This is a genomic window from Agrobacterium sp. ICMP 6402 (assembly GCF_009498615.1).
GTDB classification, from domain to species: domain Bacteria; phylum Pseudomonadota; class Alphaproteobacteria; order Rhizobiales; family Rhizobiaceae; genus Agrobacterium; species Agrobacterium burrii.
Window position 1 is genome coordinate 118,442 of sequence record NZ_QSNV01000007.1, and the last position, 16,893, is coordinate 135,334.

The 16,893-nt window shown below is 60.7% G+C and carries 16 protein-coding genes; 8 read left to right on the top strand and 8 right to left on the bottom strand.

Annotation, left to right across the window (positions count from 1 at the left end):
- Nucleotides 1-17: 17 nt before the first annotated feature.
- The 5 genes from purU to DXT96_RS18540 are packed head-to-tail and all read right to left on the bottom strand — an operon-like array spanning nt 18 to nt 6,097.
- Entirely contained in the window at nt 18-902 is an 885-nt protein-coding gene (purU, locus tag DXT96_RS18520; RefSeq protein WP_153515890.1) for a formyltetrahydrofolate deformylase, read from the bottom strand.
- Between the two features lie 55 nt (nt 903-957).
- Complete coding sequence (gene soxG / locus DXT96_RS18525; RefSeq protein WP_194287677.1) at nt 958-1,512, bottom strand: sarcosine oxidase subunit gamma family protein; 555 nt, start codon at nt 1,510-1,512, stop codon at nt 958-960.
- Nucleotides 1,513-1,525: 13 nt separating this feature from the next.
- Nucleotides 1,526-4,516, bottom strand: coding sequence for a sarcosine oxidase subunit alpha (locus DXT96_RS18530; RefSeq protein WP_153515892.1), 2,991 nt, complete (start codon nt 4,514-4,516; stop codon nt 1,526-1,528).
- On the bottom strand, nt 4,513-4,833 hold the full coding sequence (locus DXT96_RS18535) for a sarcosine oxidase subunit delta (RefSeq protein WP_149900799.1): 321 nt from the start codon (nt 4,831-4,833) through the stop codon (nt 4,513-4,515). Before DXT96_RS18535 ends, DXT96_RS18530 begins: the two co-directional genes overlap by 4 nt.
- A gap of 10 nt (nt 4,834-4,843) precedes the next feature.
- A complete protein-coding gene (locus DXT96_RS18540) occupies nt 4,844-6,097 on the bottom strand; it encodes a sarcosine oxidase subunit beta family protein (RefSeq protein ID WP_153515893.1) in 1,254 nt (417 codons plus the stop codon).
- A 100-nt stretch (nt 6,098-6,197) separates the two neighbouring features.
- Between DXT96_RS18540 and DXT96_RS18545 the strand changes: the two genes are divergently transcribed.
- Nucleotides 6,198-7,229: a GlxA family transcriptional regulator gene (locus DXT96_RS18545; protein ID WP_153515894.1), complete on the top strand. Its 1,032-nt coding sequence runs from the start codon at nt 6,198-6,200 to the stop codon at nt 7,227-7,229.
- A 15-nt stretch (nt 7,230-7,244) separates the two neighbouring features.
- Here the strand turns inward: DXT96_RS18545 and DXT96_RS18550 are convergent, their stop codons facing one another.
- Nucleotides 7,245-8,003, bottom strand: coding sequence for a UTRA domain-containing protein (locus tag DXT96_RS18550; RefSeq protein WP_246670587.1), 759 nt, complete (start codon nt 8,001-8,003; stop codon nt 7,245-7,247).
- A gap of 126 nt (nt 8,004-8,129) precedes the next feature.
- Here DXT96_RS18550 and DXT96_RS18555 point away from each other — a divergent pair, with 126 nt between their 5' ends.
- From DXT96_RS18555 to DXT96_RS18575, 5 genes are all read left to right on the top strand, one after another.
- Entirely contained in the window at nt 8,130-9,173 is a 1,044-nt protein-coding gene (locus DXT96_RS18555) for an ABC transporter substrate-binding protein (protein WP_371418915.1), read from the top strand.
- A gap of 110 nt (nt 9,174-9,283) precedes the next feature.
- Nucleotides 9,284-10,090, top strand: a complete 807-nt coding sequence (locus DXT96_RS18560; protein ID WP_153515895.1) for an alkaline phosphatase family protein — start codon at nt 9,284-9,286, stop codon at nt 10,088-10,090.
- Nucleotides 10,087-10,911, top strand: coding sequence for an ABC transporter permease subunit (locus DXT96_RS18565; protein ID WP_153515896.1), 825 nt, complete (start codon nt 10,087-10,089; stop codon nt 10,909-10,911). The genes DXT96_RS18560 and DXT96_RS18565 overlap by 4 nt, the downstream gene beginning before the upstream one ends.
- Nucleotides 10,908-11,702 (top strand): ABC transporter permease, encoded by a 795-nt coding sequence (locus DXT96_RS18570; RefSeq protein ID WP_153515897.1) that lies wholly within the window; start codon nt 10,908-10,910, stop codon nt 11,700-11,702. Before DXT96_RS18565 ends, DXT96_RS18570 begins: the two co-directional genes overlap by 4 nt.
- Complete coding sequence (locus DXT96_RS18575) at nt 11,699-12,700, top strand: ABC transporter ATP-binding protein (protein ID WP_153515898.1); 1,002 nt, start codon at nt 11,699-11,701, stop codon at nt 12,698-12,700. The genes DXT96_RS18570 and DXT96_RS18575 overlap by 4 nt, the downstream gene beginning before the upstream one ends.
- A 124-nt stretch (nt 12,701-12,824) precedes the next feature.
- On the opposite strand, the gene DXT96_RS18580 is transcribed toward DXT96_RS18575, so the two are convergent.
- Entirely contained in the window at nt 12,825-13,724 is a 900-nt protein-coding gene (locus DXT96_RS18580) for a LysR family transcriptional regulator (protein ID WP_153515899.1), read from the bottom strand.
- Nucleotides 13,725-13,858: 134 nt separating this feature from the next.
- On the opposite strand from DXT96_RS18580, the gene DXT96_RS18585 reads away from it, so the two are divergent.
- Nucleotides 13,859-14,632 (top strand): SDR family oxidoreductase, encoded by a 774-nt coding sequence (locus tag DXT96_RS18585; protein WP_153515900.1) that lies wholly within the window; start codon nt 13,859-13,861, stop codon nt 14,630-14,632.
- Between the two features lie 187 nt (nt 14,633-14,819).
- On the top strand, nt 14,820-15,698 hold the full coding sequence (locus DXT96_RS18590) for a hypothetical protein (RefSeq protein WP_153515901.1): 879 nt from the start codon (nt 14,820-14,822) through the stop codon (nt 15,696-15,698).
- Nucleotides 15,699-15,740: 42 nt separating this feature from the next.
- Here the strand turns inward: DXT96_RS18590 and DXT96_RS18595 are convergent, their stop codons facing one another.
- The gene (locus DXT96_RS18595; RefSeq protein ID WP_153515902.1) at nt 15,741-16,769 is read right to left on the bottom strand and encodes a LacI family DNA-binding transcriptional regulator; all 1,029 of its coding nucleotides are present in this window, start codon (nt 16,767-16,769) and stop codon (nt 15,741-15,743) included.
- Nucleotides 16,770-16,893 lie beyond the last annotated feature (124 nt).

Here is a 16,893-nt window from a genome sequence, read left to right on the forward strand (position 1 = left end):
CCCGCGTTCCGGTGCACTTATCCCATGCGTTCGGACACATATTCCCCCGGCGAAGCGGGAAACACCACGGTTCGGTTGCCGTTCAGGAAGACCCGGTGATGAATATGGGCGTGGATGGCGCGGGCCAGTACCTGGCTTTCCACGTCGCGGCCAAGCGAGACGTAATCCATGCCGCTTTGGGCATGGGTCACGCGGATCGTATCCTGCTCGATGATCGGCCCCTCATCGAGATCGGCGGTAACGTAATGGGCAGTCGCGCCGATCAGCCGCACACCGCGTTCATAAGCCTGCTTGTAGGGGTTGGCGCCCTTGAACGACGGCAGGAAGGAATGATGGATGTTGATGATGCGGCCCGACATTTCCTGGCAAAGCCGGTCCGACAGAACCTGCATGTAACGCGCCAGAACCACGAGTTCCGCCCCCGCATCATGCACGACCTGCAAGATTTCCGCCTCGGCTTCCGGCTTCGTCTGCGGCGTGACGCGGATATGGTGGAAAGGAATATCCTCGTTCACCACCTGCTTCTGGTAATCGAGATGATTGGAGACTACCGCAACGATCTTCACCGGCAGGGCACCGATCCGGGAGCGATACAGCAGATCGTTGAGGCAATGGCCAAAGCGTGACACCATGATCACCACCTTGGTTTTGCGAGAGAGATCATGGAAATCGTAATCCATATCGAAATCGGCAGCGACAGGAGCGAAGCCGTCAAAGAGAGCGTCACGCCCCAGCCCCTGTTCCGAAACGAAGCTCAGCCGCATGAAAAAACGGCCGGTCTCCTGATCGGTGAATTGCGAACTGTCATTGATGTTGCAACCGGATCGCGCGAGATATCCGGAGACGGCGGCAACGATGCCGCTGCGTGCCGGGCACGAGACTTTCATGACATAGGTGGTCAAAATCCTGCTCCCCTTGATGGATCAGCACTCGGACAGTTTTGAAACCGTGGCGAGTTCAGGCGACTTCGGCGGCAAGTTCCCTGCAGCCGGTTTCAAGCAAATGGCCAAGATGCGGTACGAAACTGTTCCAGATATCCATGCGGAAACGGTCTTCCCCATCGCGCCACAGCACCACGGTCACGCCGTCGAAGATCGTGCGGCGCGCTTCGCCCACCGGAACGGTGTCGATATCGCGGGCGCAGCCGAGTGTCAGCAGTTCGGCGGCCTGCGGCCCCTCGATCAGCAGCGTGACTTCCCGCCCGCAAATATCCACGAGGCTGTGCGGGTGGCTGGCGTAAACGCTGGCGCAAGCCGCCTTCAGCCCGTCGAGTTCAGCCTCGGGAGCAAGGATCGTCCATTCATCGGGACCGAGGCGCACGGCCTGCTTTTCGCCGGCTGCGGCGCGGATGCCTATGCGGTCAGGCAAGGTCAGACCAAGCGCTGCATTGAGCAGCGTCAGATCGCCGCGCACCCGCAGCGACAGCCGCCCCTGCGTTGGCAGTATGCTGACCCGGGCCGCTTTGCTTTCGGCCAACGTGCCGGAAATGGGGGAGGAAACGCGCATGTTCATTGTCATCTCCGGGTCAGATTTTCAGGCGGATGTTTTCGGGATCGACAAACACCATCCCGGTGATTTTTGCGGCAATCGTGCGGTCCAGCATCGGAATGTAGACGGTCTCGCCCATCCGCTCGTGGCCACCCTCGACCAGAGCTAGCGCAATCGGCCGACCGGCCGCATCCGAATGGTATGATGAGGTGACATGCCCCACCATCTTCATCGGGATTGGCTGTTTCGGATCGAAGACGATCTGCGCGCCCTCTTCCAGCTTCGACCGGTCTTCGGTCAAGAGGCCGACGAGGTGACGGCGATCCTTGGCGACAAGATCGGGGCGGGCAAGGCCGCGCTTGCCGACGAAATCCGGCTTCGCCTTGCCCACGGCCCAGCCCATCGCGGCGTCATAGGGCGTCACCGTGCCGTCGGTATCCTGACCGACGATGATGTAACCCTTTTCGGCGCGCAGCACATGCATGGTTTCCGTGCCATAAGCGGTGATGCCGTATTGCTGGCCGGCTTCCCACAACGTTTCCCAAAGCTTGCGGCCGAGAGGGGCCGGCACATTGACCTCGAAGCCGATCTCGCCGGTGAAGGACACCCGGAACAGCCGCGCCGGTATTCCCGCCACGGTGCATTCCGCGCAAGACATATGCGGGAAAGCCTCTTCCGTCAGTTCGACGCCTTCAACGAGCGGAGCCAGCAGCTTTGCCGCATTCGGGCCGTTCAGCGCGATGGTGGACCATTGTTCGGTGGTCGACGTCAGCCAGACGTTGAGATCGGGCCATTCGGTCTGGAGGTAATCCTCCATCATGTTCAGCACCCGTGCCGCGCCGCCTGTCGTGGTGGTGACGTGGAAGCGGTCCTCGCCCATGCGGCCGATGACGCCGTCGTCGCGGATAAAGCCGTCATCGCCGAGCAGCAGGCCGTAACGGCAGCGACCGGGGGCGAGCTTCGACCATGGATTGGTATACATGCGGTTCATGAATTCGACCGCATCCGGCCCGACAACCTCGATCTTGCCGAGCGTCGAGGCGTCGAAAATGCCGAGGCTTTCCCGCACCGCCCGGCATTCGCGCCCGACCGCCGCATCCATATCTTCGCCGGCTTTCGGGAAATACCACGCGCGACGCCATTGGCCGACCGGCTCGTAGACAGCGCCGTGCTCTTGCGCCCAGCCGTCGATCTGCGTCTTGCGCGTCACTTCGAAATGCGCGCCGCGATGATAGCCCGCAAAGGCCCCGAAGGTCGTCGGCGTATAGGGCGGGCGGAAGGTGGTCAGCCCCACCTGCGGCTGGCGTTTTCCCAGCGCTTCCGCTGCAATATTCAAACCGTTGATGTTGGACATCTTGCCCTGATCGGTGGCCATGCCGTTGGTGGTGTAGCGCTTGACGTGCTCGATGGAGCGCATGCCCTCGCGCACGGCCAGCCGCAGATCCTTGGCGGTCACATCGTTCTGGTAATCGACGAAGGCCTTGGCCTTGCCGGCATCGCGGTCGCTTGGCAGTTCGGTGTGCGAGACACCGCTGCCGGTGCGGTCATGCTCCACCGCATAGTCGTGAGGTTCGCCCGCCTTGCCGAGCGCTACAGCGATCTTGCGGCCCTGCTCCGCGCCATCTTTCAGCACGGCCTCGATGCCCCAAAGCCCACGTCCGGCACCGGCAATGGCGCAATCCTCATTGGTCATGGCCGGCAGGAAGGTGGTCAGCCCGTCATCCCAGGCAAGCTTGCCCTGGGTGTGGGAAAACAGATGCAGCGACGGTGTCCAGCCGCCAGACATCAGCACCGTATCGCAGGCGATCTCCTGTCCGGCACCGACTATGGTTCCATTGACCGGATTAACGCGGACCGATTTAACGCGCAGCCGGCCGGAGGTCGCCGTCACTGTATGCGACAGCCGCACGGCAATGCCGAGCGCGCGGGCTTCGTTGACCAGTTCCTCGCGCACCGTGGCGCGGATATCGATGATGGCCTGAACGCGAGCACCCGCAGCTTGAAGATCAAAAGCCGCATACCAGGCGCTGTCATGGCTCGTCACCACCACAGGGCTGTTGCCGACCTTGACGCCGTAACGGTTGAGATAGGTCTGGGCAGAACCCGCCAGCATAACGCCCGGACGGTCGTTGCCGTTGAAGACCAGCGGCTTTTCCAACGCACCCTGGGCCAGCACCACGTGGCGCGCCCGGACACGCCACAGACGTTCGCGCGGCATGTCCTTCGGCAGGGCTTCGAGGTGGTCGGTCAGCTTTTCGCAGAGGCCGATCATGTTCTGGTGGTAATAGGCAATCGCCGTCGTGCGGGTCATGATCCTGACACCGCGCGCCTTCAGCGCCTCAAGCTCTTCCGCCAGCCAGTTCCATGCCGGCTGGCCGTCGATCTTCGCCTGCGGTTCGGACAGAAGCGTGCCACCGGCCTCGGCATTTTCATCGACCAGCACGACCTTAAGGCCATCCACCGCCGCCGCCCGCGCAGCGCCAAGACCCGCTGGGCCAGCGCCGACGATCAGCACGTCGCAATGCAGGTTGCGCGATGCATAGGTATCGGGGTCTTCTTCCGTCGGGGATACGCCAAGACCGGCCGCCGCGCGGATGAAAGGTTCATAAACCTTGTTCCAGAAGCTCTTCGGCCACATGAAGGTCTTGTAATAGAAGCCGGCCGAAAACAGCATATAGGCCATATCGTTGACCGCGCCGATATCGAATTTCAGGCTCGGATATTTGTTCTGCGAATTGGTTTGCAGCCCGTTCCAGATTTCCTGCACCGTGGCGCGGGTATTCGGCTCGAAGCGACCGGTGCCGCGACGGGTGCCGATCAGCGCATTCGGCTCCTCGGAACCCGCCGCAACAGGGCCGCGCGGGCGGTGGTATTTGAACGAGCGGCCCATGAGATGTACGCCGTTGGCCAAAAGTGCCGAGGCGACTGTGTCACCCTTGACGCCGCGATAGGTCTTGCCATCGAAAGTGAAGCTGACCGACCGGCTGGCATCCACCCGGCCACGGCCGGAAACGCGATAGGAATTCATTTCGACACCTCGGAAGAGACTGGTGCATCCGTCAGGGAAGCAAGATGAGGACGCGGTTCGCCGGCGGCGTAGGTCGTGAGGAACCGGTCGCTCACCGTGTCGCGCACGGCGTTGAAGAACCGGCCGCAGCCATGCAGGTGCCGCCAGCGTTCGAAATGCGGGCCTTTGACGTTTTCACGGATGAACAGGAATTCCTCCCATTGCTCATCCGTCTGCGACGAGGGATTGGCGGCGCGGACAACATGGGCCTGTCCGGCATAGGTGAATTCGGCCTCGGGCAGCGTTTCATTGCAATAGGGGCAGCGGATCAAAAGCATCGTTGTATCCTCAGTGCGCCACGGCGGCGGCAGCGGCCTCGTCGATCAGGCGGCCGGAGCGGAAACGTTCCAGCGTGAACGGCGCGTTGATCGGGTGCGGTTCGTTTTTGGCGATGGTCCAGGCGAAGGTGTGGGCCGCCCCCGGAGTGGCCTTGAAACCGCCCGTTCCCCAACCGCAATTGACGTAAAGCCCGTCAACCGGCGTCTTGCCGAGAATGGCCGAGCGATCGGGCGTGACATCAACGATGCCGCCCCATTTGCGCAGCATCCGCATGCGGTTGAAAATCGGGAAAATCTCGACGATCGCCGCAATCGTATGCTCGATCAGCGGCAGGCCGCCGCGCTGCGAATAGGAGGTGTATTGGTCCGTACCCGAACCGATCACCAGCTCGCCCTTGTCCGACTGGCTGATATAGGCATGGACCGCGTTCGACATGACGACGCAGGGGAAGATCGGCTTGATCGGCTCGGACACCAGCGCCTGCAACGGATAGCTTTCGAGCGGCAGGCGAACGCCTGCGGTATCCATGACAACGGATGTATGACCGGCGGCCGAAACCGCGACCTTTTTCGCCTTGATGAAACCCCTCGCCGTCTCGACACCGGCAACCGAGCCATCGGGATTGCGGCGAATGGCGGTGACCGGGCAGTTCTGGATGATATCGACGCCGCGGGCCGCAGCGCCGCGTGCATAACCCCAGGCGACGGCATCATGGCGCGCCGTGCCGGCTCGTTCCTGCAGCGCACCGCCCATGACCGGATAACGCGCATTGGGGGAAATGCTGAGCGGTGGACAATATTCCTTGCACTCCTCAGTCGTGAGCCAGCGATTGTCGACGCCGTTCAGACGGTTGGAATGGATATGGCGCTTGAAGCTCTGCACGTCGTGGACGTTATGGGCGAGCATCAGCACGCCGCGCCTTGAATACATGACGTTGTAGTTCAGTTCCTGGCTGAGGTTCTCCCACAGGTCGACGGAATGGTCGTAGAGACGGGCGCTTTCATCATAAAGGTAGTTGGAGCGGATGATCGTGGTGTTGCGGCCGGTATTGCCGCCGCCGAGCCAACCCTTGTCGATGACAGCAACATTGGTGATGCCGTGCTGGCTGGCAAGATAATAGGCAGCACCCAGACCGTGCCCGCCGGCGCCGACGATGACCACGTCATATTCGGCCTTCGGCTGGCTGTCGGGCCATTGCTCGTCCCAGTTCTTATGGCCGGTCACGGCGTTCTTCAAAAGATTGAAAGCATTAAAACGCGTCATGAGCGGACCCAATGGTTGGAAAATCTCGTGTCGCAAAAGCTATGAGCATTTGCCGCGCCCCGGCTGGACAATCACGTCTCTTTGCGTGAATATTTGCGCCATGACCTCTCATCGCGCCAAAAAACGCCTCAGCGTCGCCTTCCTGCTTGCCGACCGGTTCACGCTGTCGGCCTTTGCGAATTTCGTCGACGTGTTGCGCCTTGCCGCCGATGAGGCCGATCGCTCAAGGCCAATTCTCTGCGAATGGTCGGTGCTGTCCGCGAGCCTTGCCAATGTGCAATCGAGTTGCGGCGTCAAGGTGCAGCCCGACACGCGGCTGATCGACGCCGCACAATACGACTATATCGTCGTTGTCGGCGGATTGATCAGCGATCACAGCGCGCTGCCGCAGGAAGCGCTGCGGTTCCTGAAAGACCGGGCGGCGGCAGGCGTTCCGATCGTGGGGCTGTGCACCGGTGTTTTCATCCTGCATGAGGCGGGTCTGCTCGATGGTTATCGCTGCTGCGTCAGCTGGTTCCACCATCAGGATTTTCTCGACCGTTTCGACACGGTGCAGATGGTCTCCGACCAGATCTTCGTCATCGACCGCGACCGGCTGACCTGTTCGGGCGGCCATGGTGCCGCACATCTGGCGGCCTTCCTCGTGGAGCGCCATGTTGGCCACTCCGCCGCCATAAAGAGCCTCAACATCATGATGATCGACAGCGCGCTGAGCGGTGAAAAACCGCAACCAGGCCAGCAGAGCGCGCGCAGGGCCACCGACCCGCTGGTCAAAAAGGCGATCCTGCGCATGCAGCAGAATATTGAAGTGCCGCGAACCGTGCTGGAACTTGCCCGCGACCTTGGCCTTGGCCGACGCAGCCTCGAACGGCGTTTTCTTGGTGACCTGAAGGCGACGCCATCAAAGGTCTATCTAGAACTGCGGCTGGACCGCGCCTTGTCCCTGCTTCGCAAAACGGGAGACACGATCACCCAGATCGCGCTTGCCACCGGGTTTTGCGATGCCCCACATCTTTCGCGCACCTTGCGGGCCGAGCGCGGTTTCAGCCCCAGTGAATATCGCAAGACTCAGGTCGGCCACATAGCGACAGATGAGGAATTCGCCGTCGGCGTGCTCCTACCGCAATCCTGAAAATCGGCCAAATCCTCATGCCGAAAGCTGCTCCGGCTGGCCGGTTTCGACCCGCACCGATATGGCGTCATGGCGCCAATATTCGAGATCACAATCGATGATGCGGCCATGCTGGTCCTGATTGACACGCGTGATTTTCAGACCGTAAGCCCCTTCGCTGCAACCGAGATGATGAGCCGGATATCCCCGCAACGCGACCGGATTGATTTCGAAATAGGCCGGACCATAGGTGATGGCATAACTGTCCTGATAGATCGTCGTGAGTGACCGGGTGAGGTCGTGCTGCACGATATCAGGGAAAATCTCCATCGAAAGATAATGCTCGACGAAAAGCACCAGCCGGCCGTCGATGCTGCGCTTTCTGCGGATGCGCCAGAACGGCGTTCCCGGCGCACAGCGCATGAGGGGCGCAAGCTCCTCGGGCAGCGCTGCGGCCTCCGCCTCCACCAGAAGGGTTCCGGCGGAGCGCCCCTGTTCGGCGGCCATGCGATGGAAGTGGGAGCGGTGCAGCGGGCTGTAGATCAGGCGCGGTCCGGAAACGAACCAGCCGCGCCGGCTTTCGCGAAAGATCAGCCCGTCAATCTCAAGATGGAAAAGCGCCTCGCGCAGGGTGATGCGCGTGGTGGTGTATCTTTCGATCAATTGTCTCTCGGAGAGAAGCCGGCCATCCTTCACCACCTCGCCTGCAGCAATGGCCTCACGCAATTGCTGCTCCAGCCCGCCGCGCCGGCCGGCGTCGATATCCCGGTCACTCATCGTCTTTTTGCCCAACATCGTCGCCCTTCGTTGCGCGGCCGAAAAAATAATGGGCGCATTTGTGTCCGCGCCGAAAACGTCATTGGCCTGTCATAGCGAACCGATAATGAGCATGCAACTGGTCTAGACCAAGGAGCAAGCGCCGTGAAAAATTCCATCCTCTCCCTTTCCCTTCTCACCGTTTTTTCCCTTCCCCTCACCGCCCAGGCGCAGGACGTTCCTGCCCTCGAAGCCGCCGCCCGCAAAGAAGGCGCCATCTACAGCGTCGGCATGCCGGACGGCTGGGCGAACTGGAAGGACACCTGGAACCAGCTGACCGCGAAATACGGCCTGAAACATGCCGATACGGACATGAGCAGCGGCGAGGAAATCGCCAAATTCGCCAATGAAGGCGCCAATGCGACGGCTGACATCGGCGATGTCGGTCTCGAATTCGGTCCGATCGCTGTCGCCCGCGGCGTCACCCAGCCCTACAAGACCACGACCTGGGACCAGGTTCCCGACTGGGCCAAGGACAAGGACGGCCATTGGGTCATGGGTTACACCGGCACCATCGCCTTCCTGATCTCCGCCGATGTCAAGAACCCGCCCGCTTCCTGGGCCGATCTGCTGAAGGGCGACTACAAGGTCTCGCTCGGCAATGTCGGCTCCGGTGCGCAGGACAATGCCGCCGTACTGGCCGCCGCCATCGCCATGGGCGGCGGTGAGGAAAACCTCCAGCCGGGCGTCGACCTCTTCGCCAAGCTGGCAGAAAAAGGCCGTCTGCTGGCCAATGGCGCAAACCCCGCCACGATGGAAAAGGGCGAAATCCAGGTCGCGCCGATGTGGGACTTCAATGCCCTCAACTACCGCGATGTGGTTGGCCGCGAAAAGTTCAAGGTCGTCATTCCTTCTGACGGTTCTGTGACTAGTGGTTACGCCACCATCATCAACAAATTCGCCAAGCAGCCCAACGCCGCCAAGCTGGCGCGGGAATATATCCTCAGCGATGCTGGCCAGATCAACCTAGCCAATGGTTACGCCCGTCCGATCCGCGTCGACCGCATCACCCTGCCGGCCGAGGCGAAGGAACGCCTGCTGCCCTCGGAACAATATGCCAAGGCCCGCCCGATCAATGCCGCCGTCTGGACCCAGGCCGCCGGCAAGCTGGTCAATCTGTGGCGCGCCAGCGTCGCCCCGAAGATGTAATCGGGCAACCGGCCTGAAAACCGAACGACTGTTCCGCGGGCACCAAGCCCGCGGAACATGCTAAAAAGTGCTCGGTGCAAACCGAACCACAACCAGACGAGACAAAAGCGATGCACAAGACGATCTTCATCCTGCTGGATGGCCTTAGATATGCGACGGCAAGGGATTGCCTCGGATATATGGAAGGGCTGGTAACAGCCGGAAAGGCCGGCATCCACACCGTGCGCAGCGAATTACCGTCGATTTCGCGGCCGCTTTACGAAACGTTGATGACCGGGCTGCCGCCGGTGGTTCATGGCGTCACCAGCAATGGCGTTGTTCGCCGCTCCCGTTTTCCCAATGTCTTCTCGCTGGCAACTGCTGCCGGCCGCACCACCGCTGCCTCCGCCTATCACTGGTATTTCGAACTTTACAATCAGGCGCCCTTCTCCCCGGAGTTCCGCCATATCGAAAATTTCAACGGCGGCATCCATCACGGCTCGTTTTATTGGGCCGATCATTATCCGGATGACCATGTCTTTGCCGATGCGGATGTTCTGCTGCGCCGCCACAGCCCGGATTTCCTGCTGATCCACCCGATGAATATCGACAATGAAGGCCACAGGCACGGCGGCAGCTCGCGGGAATATCGCAATGCCGCCCGCAACGCCGGCGATCTCCTGGCGCGTTATCTGCCGGCTTGGGCGGCAGCGGGTTACAGCATCATCGTCACCAGCGATCACGGCATGAGCGATGACGGCAATCACGGCGGACCGCATGAGACCGAGGCGTTGGTGCCGTTTTATACATTCGGCGAGGCCTTTACGCCGACTGCTGATGCGAAGCTTGCGCAGACGGATATTGCCGGACTGCTCTGCACGCTTCTCGCAATCCCCAATCATGGCCTGCCCGTACCGCAAGGGCTGTTGTCCGCATGAGCGTGCAGAACCGCAAAATGCGGCTGCTGGCGGCGCCATTTCTGGGCGTGATCGCCATTCTCGTCATCTGGCCGCTGGCGAGCGTCGTCAAAGACAGTTTTTTTGCCGGCGGTGCGCTGTCGCTTGCCAATTACCGCACCATTCTCACCGATGCCTTTTACCTCCAGTCCTTTGCAACAACGACGATCATTTCGCTCATCAGCACGGGGACAGGTCTCCTGTTCGGCTTTCTGGTGGCAGTGGCGCTGCGGGCAAGATCGGGCGGTGCCCGCCGCACCGTCATGGCCTTCGCCAATATCGGCGCGAACTTCGCCGGCGTACCGCTCGCCATGGCGCTCATCTTCCTCTTCGGGCTGAACGGCATGTTCACGCTTTTGCTGAAGGAACTGGGGCTGATAGACGATTTCAACGTCTATTCTTTTACCGGGCTCATCATCGCCTATTGTTATTTTCAGGTGGCGCTGGCCACACTACTGATCACGCCGGCGCTCGCCGCCGTTGGGCAGGATATCGAAGAGGCGGCAGCGCTGATCGGCGTCGGCAAGCTGCGGTTCTGGCTCAGGGTCGGCCTTCCCACCGTCGCGCGGCAACTGGTGGCGATCGCCATTCTGCTCTTCGCCAATGCCATGGGCACTTTCGCGACGACCTTCGCTCTGACAGGCACGAGCATCAATGTCGTCACCATCCGCATCAGCGAACTGGTATCGGGCGATATTTTCTCCGATCCCAATCTCGCCAATGCCATCGCCATATGCCTTCTGGTCGTGCTTCTCGTGCCCATCACCGCAAGCCAGATATTGGCGGGAGAAAAGCGCCGATGACGCAGCATGGCTTCAAAGGCACCAGCCTGTTTCTATGGTTGATGGCGCTCGTCATGATATCGCCGCTACTGGCAACGATGTTGAATGCGGTGGCGACCGACTGGTCCGGAACCCTGCTGCCAGCCGGGCTGACCGCGGATAATTTCGTCACCATCCTGTCGGACCCGCGTTTCCCTGCGGCCCTGCTGCGTTCCACGCTGGTTGCCGCAGCCGCCCTGACGATCGCGACGATCATCATCGTCCCGGCCGTCGTTTCCGCCCATATCTACTGGCCTTCACTTGACCGCTGGTTCGCACGGCTGGTGATCTTGCCCTATGCCGCACCCGGCATCATTCTGGTGGTTGGTTATCTCAGGATATTTTCCGCCCCGCCGCTGCAGATCGGCGGCTCACCGCTGGTACTGGTGCTGACCTATGTGCCGCTCTGCTTTTCGATGTTTTACATCGCCGTGAAGAATGGCCTGCGCAACCTCGACATCAACGAGCTTCTGGATGCCGGCCGGCTGATCGGCGCCAGCGATCTTGCCATTTTGCGGCGCGTCGTCCTGCCCAGCATCCTGCCATCCATCGCGGTTGCCATCGTGCTGAATTTCGCGACGCTGTTCAGCGAATTCGTCTACGCCAAGATGCTGGTCGGCGGCAATTTCGAAACGCTGCAAATGTACATGTTCGCCCAGCGCAGCCTCAGCGGCCGCATCACCAGCGTCATCGTGATTCTCTATTTCCTGCTCATCCTTGCCTTTACCCTGGTCGCCTTTCGGATGGTCCGGGAAACGGAGCGTGCATCATGACCCATCTCGCGATCCATAATATCAGCGCCATTTATGGCAACGCCACCGTTCTCGACACCATAGAGCTTGGCATCGACAGGGGTGAGATGCATGTGCTGCTGGGGCCGTCCGGCTGCGGCAAGACGACATTGCTGCGCTCCATCGCCGGCCTCGTTTCGCCCTCGTCCGGATCTATCACGCTGGACGGCCGGCGCATCGACACCCTGCCGCCAAAGGATCGCGGCATCGGCATGGTGTTCCAGCATTATGCGCTTTTTCCCAATATGACGGTGCGGCAGAACCTCGCCTTCGGTCTGGAGCAGCGCCGGCTGGCAAAAAAGATCATCGACGACAAGGTCTCCGCCGCGCTCGAAACCGTCTCCCTCAGCGACCGCGCCGACCGGCGGCCGCATCAACTCTCCGGCGGCCAGAAACAGCGCGTGGCGCTTGCCCGCGCGCTTGTGCTCGAACCCAAGCTGCTTTTGCTGGACGAACCACTTTCCGCACTCGATGCCCAGATCCGCAAGCGTCTGCGCGATGAGTTGAAACGCATCCAGCGCGAAAGCGGCCTTACCAGCATCCTCGTCACCCATGATCAGGACGAGGCCCTGTCGCTGGGTGACCGCATATCGGTGATGAATGCCGGCCGCATCGCCCAGACAGCGTCACCGCAGGAGCTTTATTACCGGCCGGCCGACCTGTTCGTCGCCGGTTTCATCGGTGACGCCAACATCATCACCGCCGAAGACATGTCGCGCATCACCGGCAACCGCTTCGAGCGGACCTGCATCATCCCGCCACACGCCTTCACGATCGGCAACGCGCCGGACGGAACTGGCGTGGCCTTTACTGCCGAGGTGAAAGACATCAGCATCGTCGGCCCCACCGTCCGTTACCAGCTGGATGCGGCCGGCGTGGCGCTCAAGGTCGAACATGCAAGCGCCCAGGACGCGCTTTACCCGCCGCCCGGCCAGCACGTCACCCTCACCGTCGCCGAACGTCAGCTGCATTACATCTGACCAAAGCGGCATTGCATGGCGGCGCCCCCGCCGCCATGCATCAATCTTGAGGCGAGGTCAGTTGCCACTTTCCAGGGTGGCAAACCTCTCGAGGAGAGGACGCGGATGCGGGCAGTGGAGAGACCTAGAGAAGCTGCCGCCGTAACAGAGCTTCCAGCCAGTCCGCAAAGACCTGCAATCGCCGCGACAGATGCCGGCGATGCGGATAAAGCAGCGTCATCGGCATCGGTTCAGCCCGATGGGCAGACATGATCTCGACCAGTTCACCGCTATCAAGGTGCGGCCTGACATCATAAGCAGGTATCTGGATCAAGCCGAGACCGGCCAGACAGCAGGCGATGTAGGCCTCGGCATTGTTGACGGTGACGCGGCCGCGCATGGAAACCGAATGCAGCGCCTCGCCTTCGAGCCACTCCCAGTTTTCCACGCGCCCGCTGGAGGGCGACGCGTAATTGACGGCCCAGTGGCGGGAAAGATCATGGGGAAGCTGCGGCGTGCCGTGACGCTTCAGATAGACGGGGCTTGCGACATTGATCAGCGGCAGCTTGCCGATCGGCCTTGCGATGAGGCCGGAATCGCTGAGCGCACCGACGCGCAGCACGCAATCGATATTGTCCTCCACCAGATCGACGGCCCGGTCCGTCACGCCGAGACTGATGTCGATCTGCGGGTAAAGGTCGAGAAATTCCGGCAAAGCGGGTGCGATGACCAACCGACCGATCCGGCCCGGCACATCGATCCGCAGCCGCCCCGAGGGTTGCGCCGCGCTTTGCCGGAACAGGTTTTCCGCATCTTCGACATCGGCGATCAGCCGCTGGCACCGCTCGTAAAAAGCCGATCCATCCTCGGTTGGAGAGACCTTGCGCGTGGTGCGGTTGAGCAGGCGGGCGCCGACGCGTGCCTCCAGTTCCTGCACCGCCGCCGAAACCGAGGAGCGCGGAATGCCGAGCGTATCGGCGGCCCGCGTGAAACTCGCGCAGTCTACGACACGCGCAAAGATACGGAACAGGTCGATGCGATCCAATGGACACCCTTCACTGTGCGGATTTTCTGACAAGTCATGTCAGAATGACAGTCTTTATTGCGCAATTCTAGACGATATCTTTACGGCATGAAAGCGCAGCAAGCATGGCTGCGCACCGGCAGGAGGCCAACCCTATGACCGACCATTCCATCAAAGGTAAAACAGTCATCATCGCCGGCGGCGCGAAAAACCTCGGCGGGCTGATCGCACGCGATTTCGCCAGCCGGGGCGCAGGCGCAATCGCCATCCACTATAACAGCCCCGCCACAAAGCCCGATGCCGACGCAACCGTGGCGGCCGTGAAGGCAGCCGGCGCGCAGGCCGTTGCCCTCCAGGCCGATCTCACCACGGCAGGCGCGGTCGAAAAATTGTTTGCCGATGCCGTCGCCGCCATCGGCCGGCCGGATATCGCCATCAACACGGTCGGTAAGGTCCTGAAGAAACCGATCCTCGAAACATCGGAAGCCGAATATGACGAGATGACCGCGGTCAACGCCAAGTCGGCCTTCTTTTTCCTCCAGCAGGCCGGCCGCCACGTCAATGACAATGGCAAGATCTGCACCCTTGTTACCTCCCTGCTGGGGGCTTTCACGCCGTTTTATGCCAGTTACGCCGGCACAAAGGCGCCAGTGGAACACTTCACCCGTGCCGCCGCCAAGGAATTCGGCGAACGTGGCGTCTCGGTGACGGCGATCGGTCCCGGACCGATGGACACACCGTTTTTCTACGGTCAGGAGAAGCCGGATGCACAGGCCTATCACAAGAGCGCCGCGGCACTCTCCGGCTTCTCGAAGACCGGCCTTACCGATATCGAGGACATCGTTCCCTATATCCGCTTTCTCGTTACTGACGGCTGGTGGATGACGGGGCAGACCATTCTGGTCAATGGCGGTTACACCACCAAATAATCTCGATCGATCTTCTTCGATACTGTGGTGGCGAAACGCGCAGGCGTTTTCGCCACCTTTCTTTTGGCGAGTATGACCAATCTCGACAGCTGCGAGACGATAAAAAAGACGCCTGTCATATAGCCTGCATGAGTATACCGATATAAAACTCCCCCATCCTGTTGACGGAGCCATTTGGGGGTAGCGGATGAATTCAGGGCGTCGCGGTGTTCTCGCATTTTTGGGCGGTCTCGTTCTGGGGGCGCCATCCCTCGGCAAAGCAGCAAGCAAATCATCGGCCTTTGCCGAATCCCGGTCCGAATACAAACCCCGGCATGTTCTGTGTTTCCTCGGAGCGGAAAACGGTCTGGCGGCACTCCAACAGAACGCCCGCGCCGCAATCGGCACATTTGCCGCCGATTTCAGTCTCGATGAGGAATATTCGCAGGATGAAGCGGACGAGCGGATGGAGCGATCCTTCAATGTCTGCTGGGACCGTGTTGACCCGGACACCTATCAGGAGGCTGACGAAGAGGCTGTCGCTGGACATGGCTCGGTTCTTTATGTGCTCGGACCGTCAATGGACGCGAAAAACGCGGTCATGACATCCGCCACGGCCTTGCAGTTCGTGCAACATATGCTTGACCACGGCGCTGTCGCCGTCAAAGGCGAAAGCGCGGGCGTCGCGCATGGAGCACGGCGCTGGAAAGAGCTTTTCGAGCAGTCACGCCGTGAAGCCGCCGCCGGTGATCTGCTGTCGCTCGCCAGAACCTGCCGTCTCGCTTTCGCACGCCGCCCCATCGGCGACGATGCCAACGGCATGGCAAGCGTCGGATTTCATCTGGTCGGACTGCCTGATATTGAAGTGAGCTTTATCCGGAAAGACGAAAACCTGCCGTCAACCAATACGGAGCAATTAAAGATCGCCGCGCTGATGGACGATATTGCCGATCAGATGGCGCGCGATGGTGTGGAAACGACAATAACGGCTCATCATGCCGCCCTGTCCAATGACAGGCGGTATGAGGACGATAGTTACAAATTTAATCCGTTCGGCGTCGTGAGCATTCAAGACTACAAACTCTGACATAGAGGCGAGCCGCCGCTCCTGATGCTCGGGAGCTGGCGCCTAAGGCGCAAGGTCACTCTCTCCCGCCACAAGCAGCATCGGCCAGATGCAATGGCGGGCCTGATCGGGATAGAAGGGCGCAAAGGCCGGCATGGTCGATAAAAGCGTCTGGGCGACCGTTACGCCAAGCTCATGCAGGGACATGCGAAAACTGGTCAGGCGCGGTTCCAGAAACTGGCCGCGTGGACCATCACGAAAACCGATGACGGCCAGATCGCGCCCCGGTTTGAGGCCGACTTCGGCAAGCCGCCGGTAAAGACCGACCGCCATCAACTCATAGATCAGCACGATGGCCGTCGGCCGTGGGCGCATCTGAAGCCACTCGCTGGCGGCGTGATATCCACCCTGCTCGCTCGATTTTGTGCGGATAACCAGAGACGGATCGTATGTTATGCCGTTTTCCTCGAGGGCGCGTTTATAGGCTTCCAGAAAGACAAAACCGAGGTTGATGTCGTTATCGGCTGCCGCCACCGCAATGGTGCGATGACCTGCCGCCACCAGCCGGTTGACGGCGCTTTTCGCCACGCCTTCGAAATCGAGATCGATCCAGGCATGGTCCGTACTGGACGAGGTGCGGCCCAGAGCGACGAAGGGCAGACGCGTCTGTTTCAGGAAATCAACGCGCTTGTCGATCCGACGGGTCGAGGAAATGATCATCGCGTCAACCATGCGGCGCGCCACCATGCGCTTCAGATATTCGTCGGGATCTTCCTCCCCCGGACAGGGCAGGACGATGAGATCGAGATTATGGCCGGAAAACACACTTTGCAGGCCATCCGTAACGCCCATGAAGAAGTTGTCTGAATTCTCCACCGTCTGCGCGTCGCTACCGGTCATCAGGCCGATGACATTGGTGGTCCCTTGCCGCAGGCTGCGGCCCGATTGATTGGCGACATAACCAAGCTTTTCCGCCGCTTCCAGAACGCGGCGGCGCGTTTCCTCGTTCACATCGGGCTTACCGTTCAGGGCACGGGAAACGGTGCCTATCGATATCTCCAGATAATCGGCAAGCTGACGGATTCCTTTCATGCACTCCCCTCCCAAACCGGACGCGCCATCGGCGCGCCCCTTAACGGTCTTGACATATCTAACATCATCGTCATAGTCTCGTAAACGTTTACGACGCTCTGCGCAAAGAGGAGTTTGCGAAAGA

What these genes read in the sequence shown, in the direction of transcription:
- DXT96_RS18585 (WP_153515900.1), top strand. Translation starts at nt 13,859, where the DNA reads ATGACCGACCATTCCATCAAAGGTAAAACAGTCATCATCGCCGGCGGC.
- DXT96_RS18570 (WP_153515897.1), top strand. Translation starts at nt 10,908, where the DNA reads ATGACGCAGCATGGCTTCAAAGGCACCAGCCTGTTTCTATGGTTGATG.
- DXT96_RS18530 (WP_153515892.1), bottom strand. Translation starts at nt 4,516, where the DNA reads ATGAATTCCTATCGCGTTTCCGGCCGTGGCCGGGTGGATGCCAGCCGG.
- DXT96_RS18575 (WP_153515898.1), top strand. Translation starts at nt 11,699, where the DNA reads ATGACCCATCTCGCGATCCATAATATCAGCGCCATTTATGGCAACGCC.
- DXT96_RS18535 (WP_149900799.1), bottom strand. Translation starts at nt 4,833, where the DNA reads ATGCTTTTGATCCGCTGCCCCTATTGCAATGAAACGCTGCCCGAGGCC.
- DXT96_RS18590 (WP_153515901.1), top strand. Translation starts at nt 14,820, where the DNA reads ATGAATTCAGGGCGTCGCGGTGTTCTCGCATTTTTGGGCGGTCTCGTT.
- DXT96_RS18545 (WP_153515894.1), top strand. Translation starts at nt 6,198, where the DNA reads ATGACCTCTCATCGCGCCAAAAAACGCCTCAGCGTCGCCTTCCTGCTT.
- DXT96_RS18560 (WP_153515895.1), top strand. Translation starts at nt 9,284, where the DNA reads ATGCACAAGACGATCTTCATCCTGCTGGATGGCCTTAGATATGCGACG.
- DXT96_RS18550 (WP_246670587.1), bottom strand. Translation starts at nt 8,003, where the DNA reads ATGTTGGGCAAAAAGACGATGAGTGACCGGGATATCGACGCCGGCCGG.
- DXT96_RS18540 (WP_153515893.1), bottom strand. Translation starts at nt 6,097, where the DNA reads ATGACGCGTTTTAATGCTTTCAATCTTTTGAAGAACGCCGTGACCGGC.
- soxG (WP_194287677.1), bottom strand. Translation starts at nt 1,512, where the DNA reads ATGAACATGCGCGTTTCCTCCCCCATTTCCGGCACGTTGGCCGAAAGC.
- DXT96_RS18595 (WP_153515902.1), bottom strand. Translation starts at nt 16,769, where the DNA reads ATGAAAGGAATCCGTCAGCTTGCCGATTATCTGGAGATATCGATAGGC.
- DXT96_RS18565 (WP_153515896.1), top strand. Translation starts at nt 10,087, where the DNA reads ATGAGCGTGCAGAACCGCAAAATGCGGCTGCTGGCGGCGCCATTTCTG.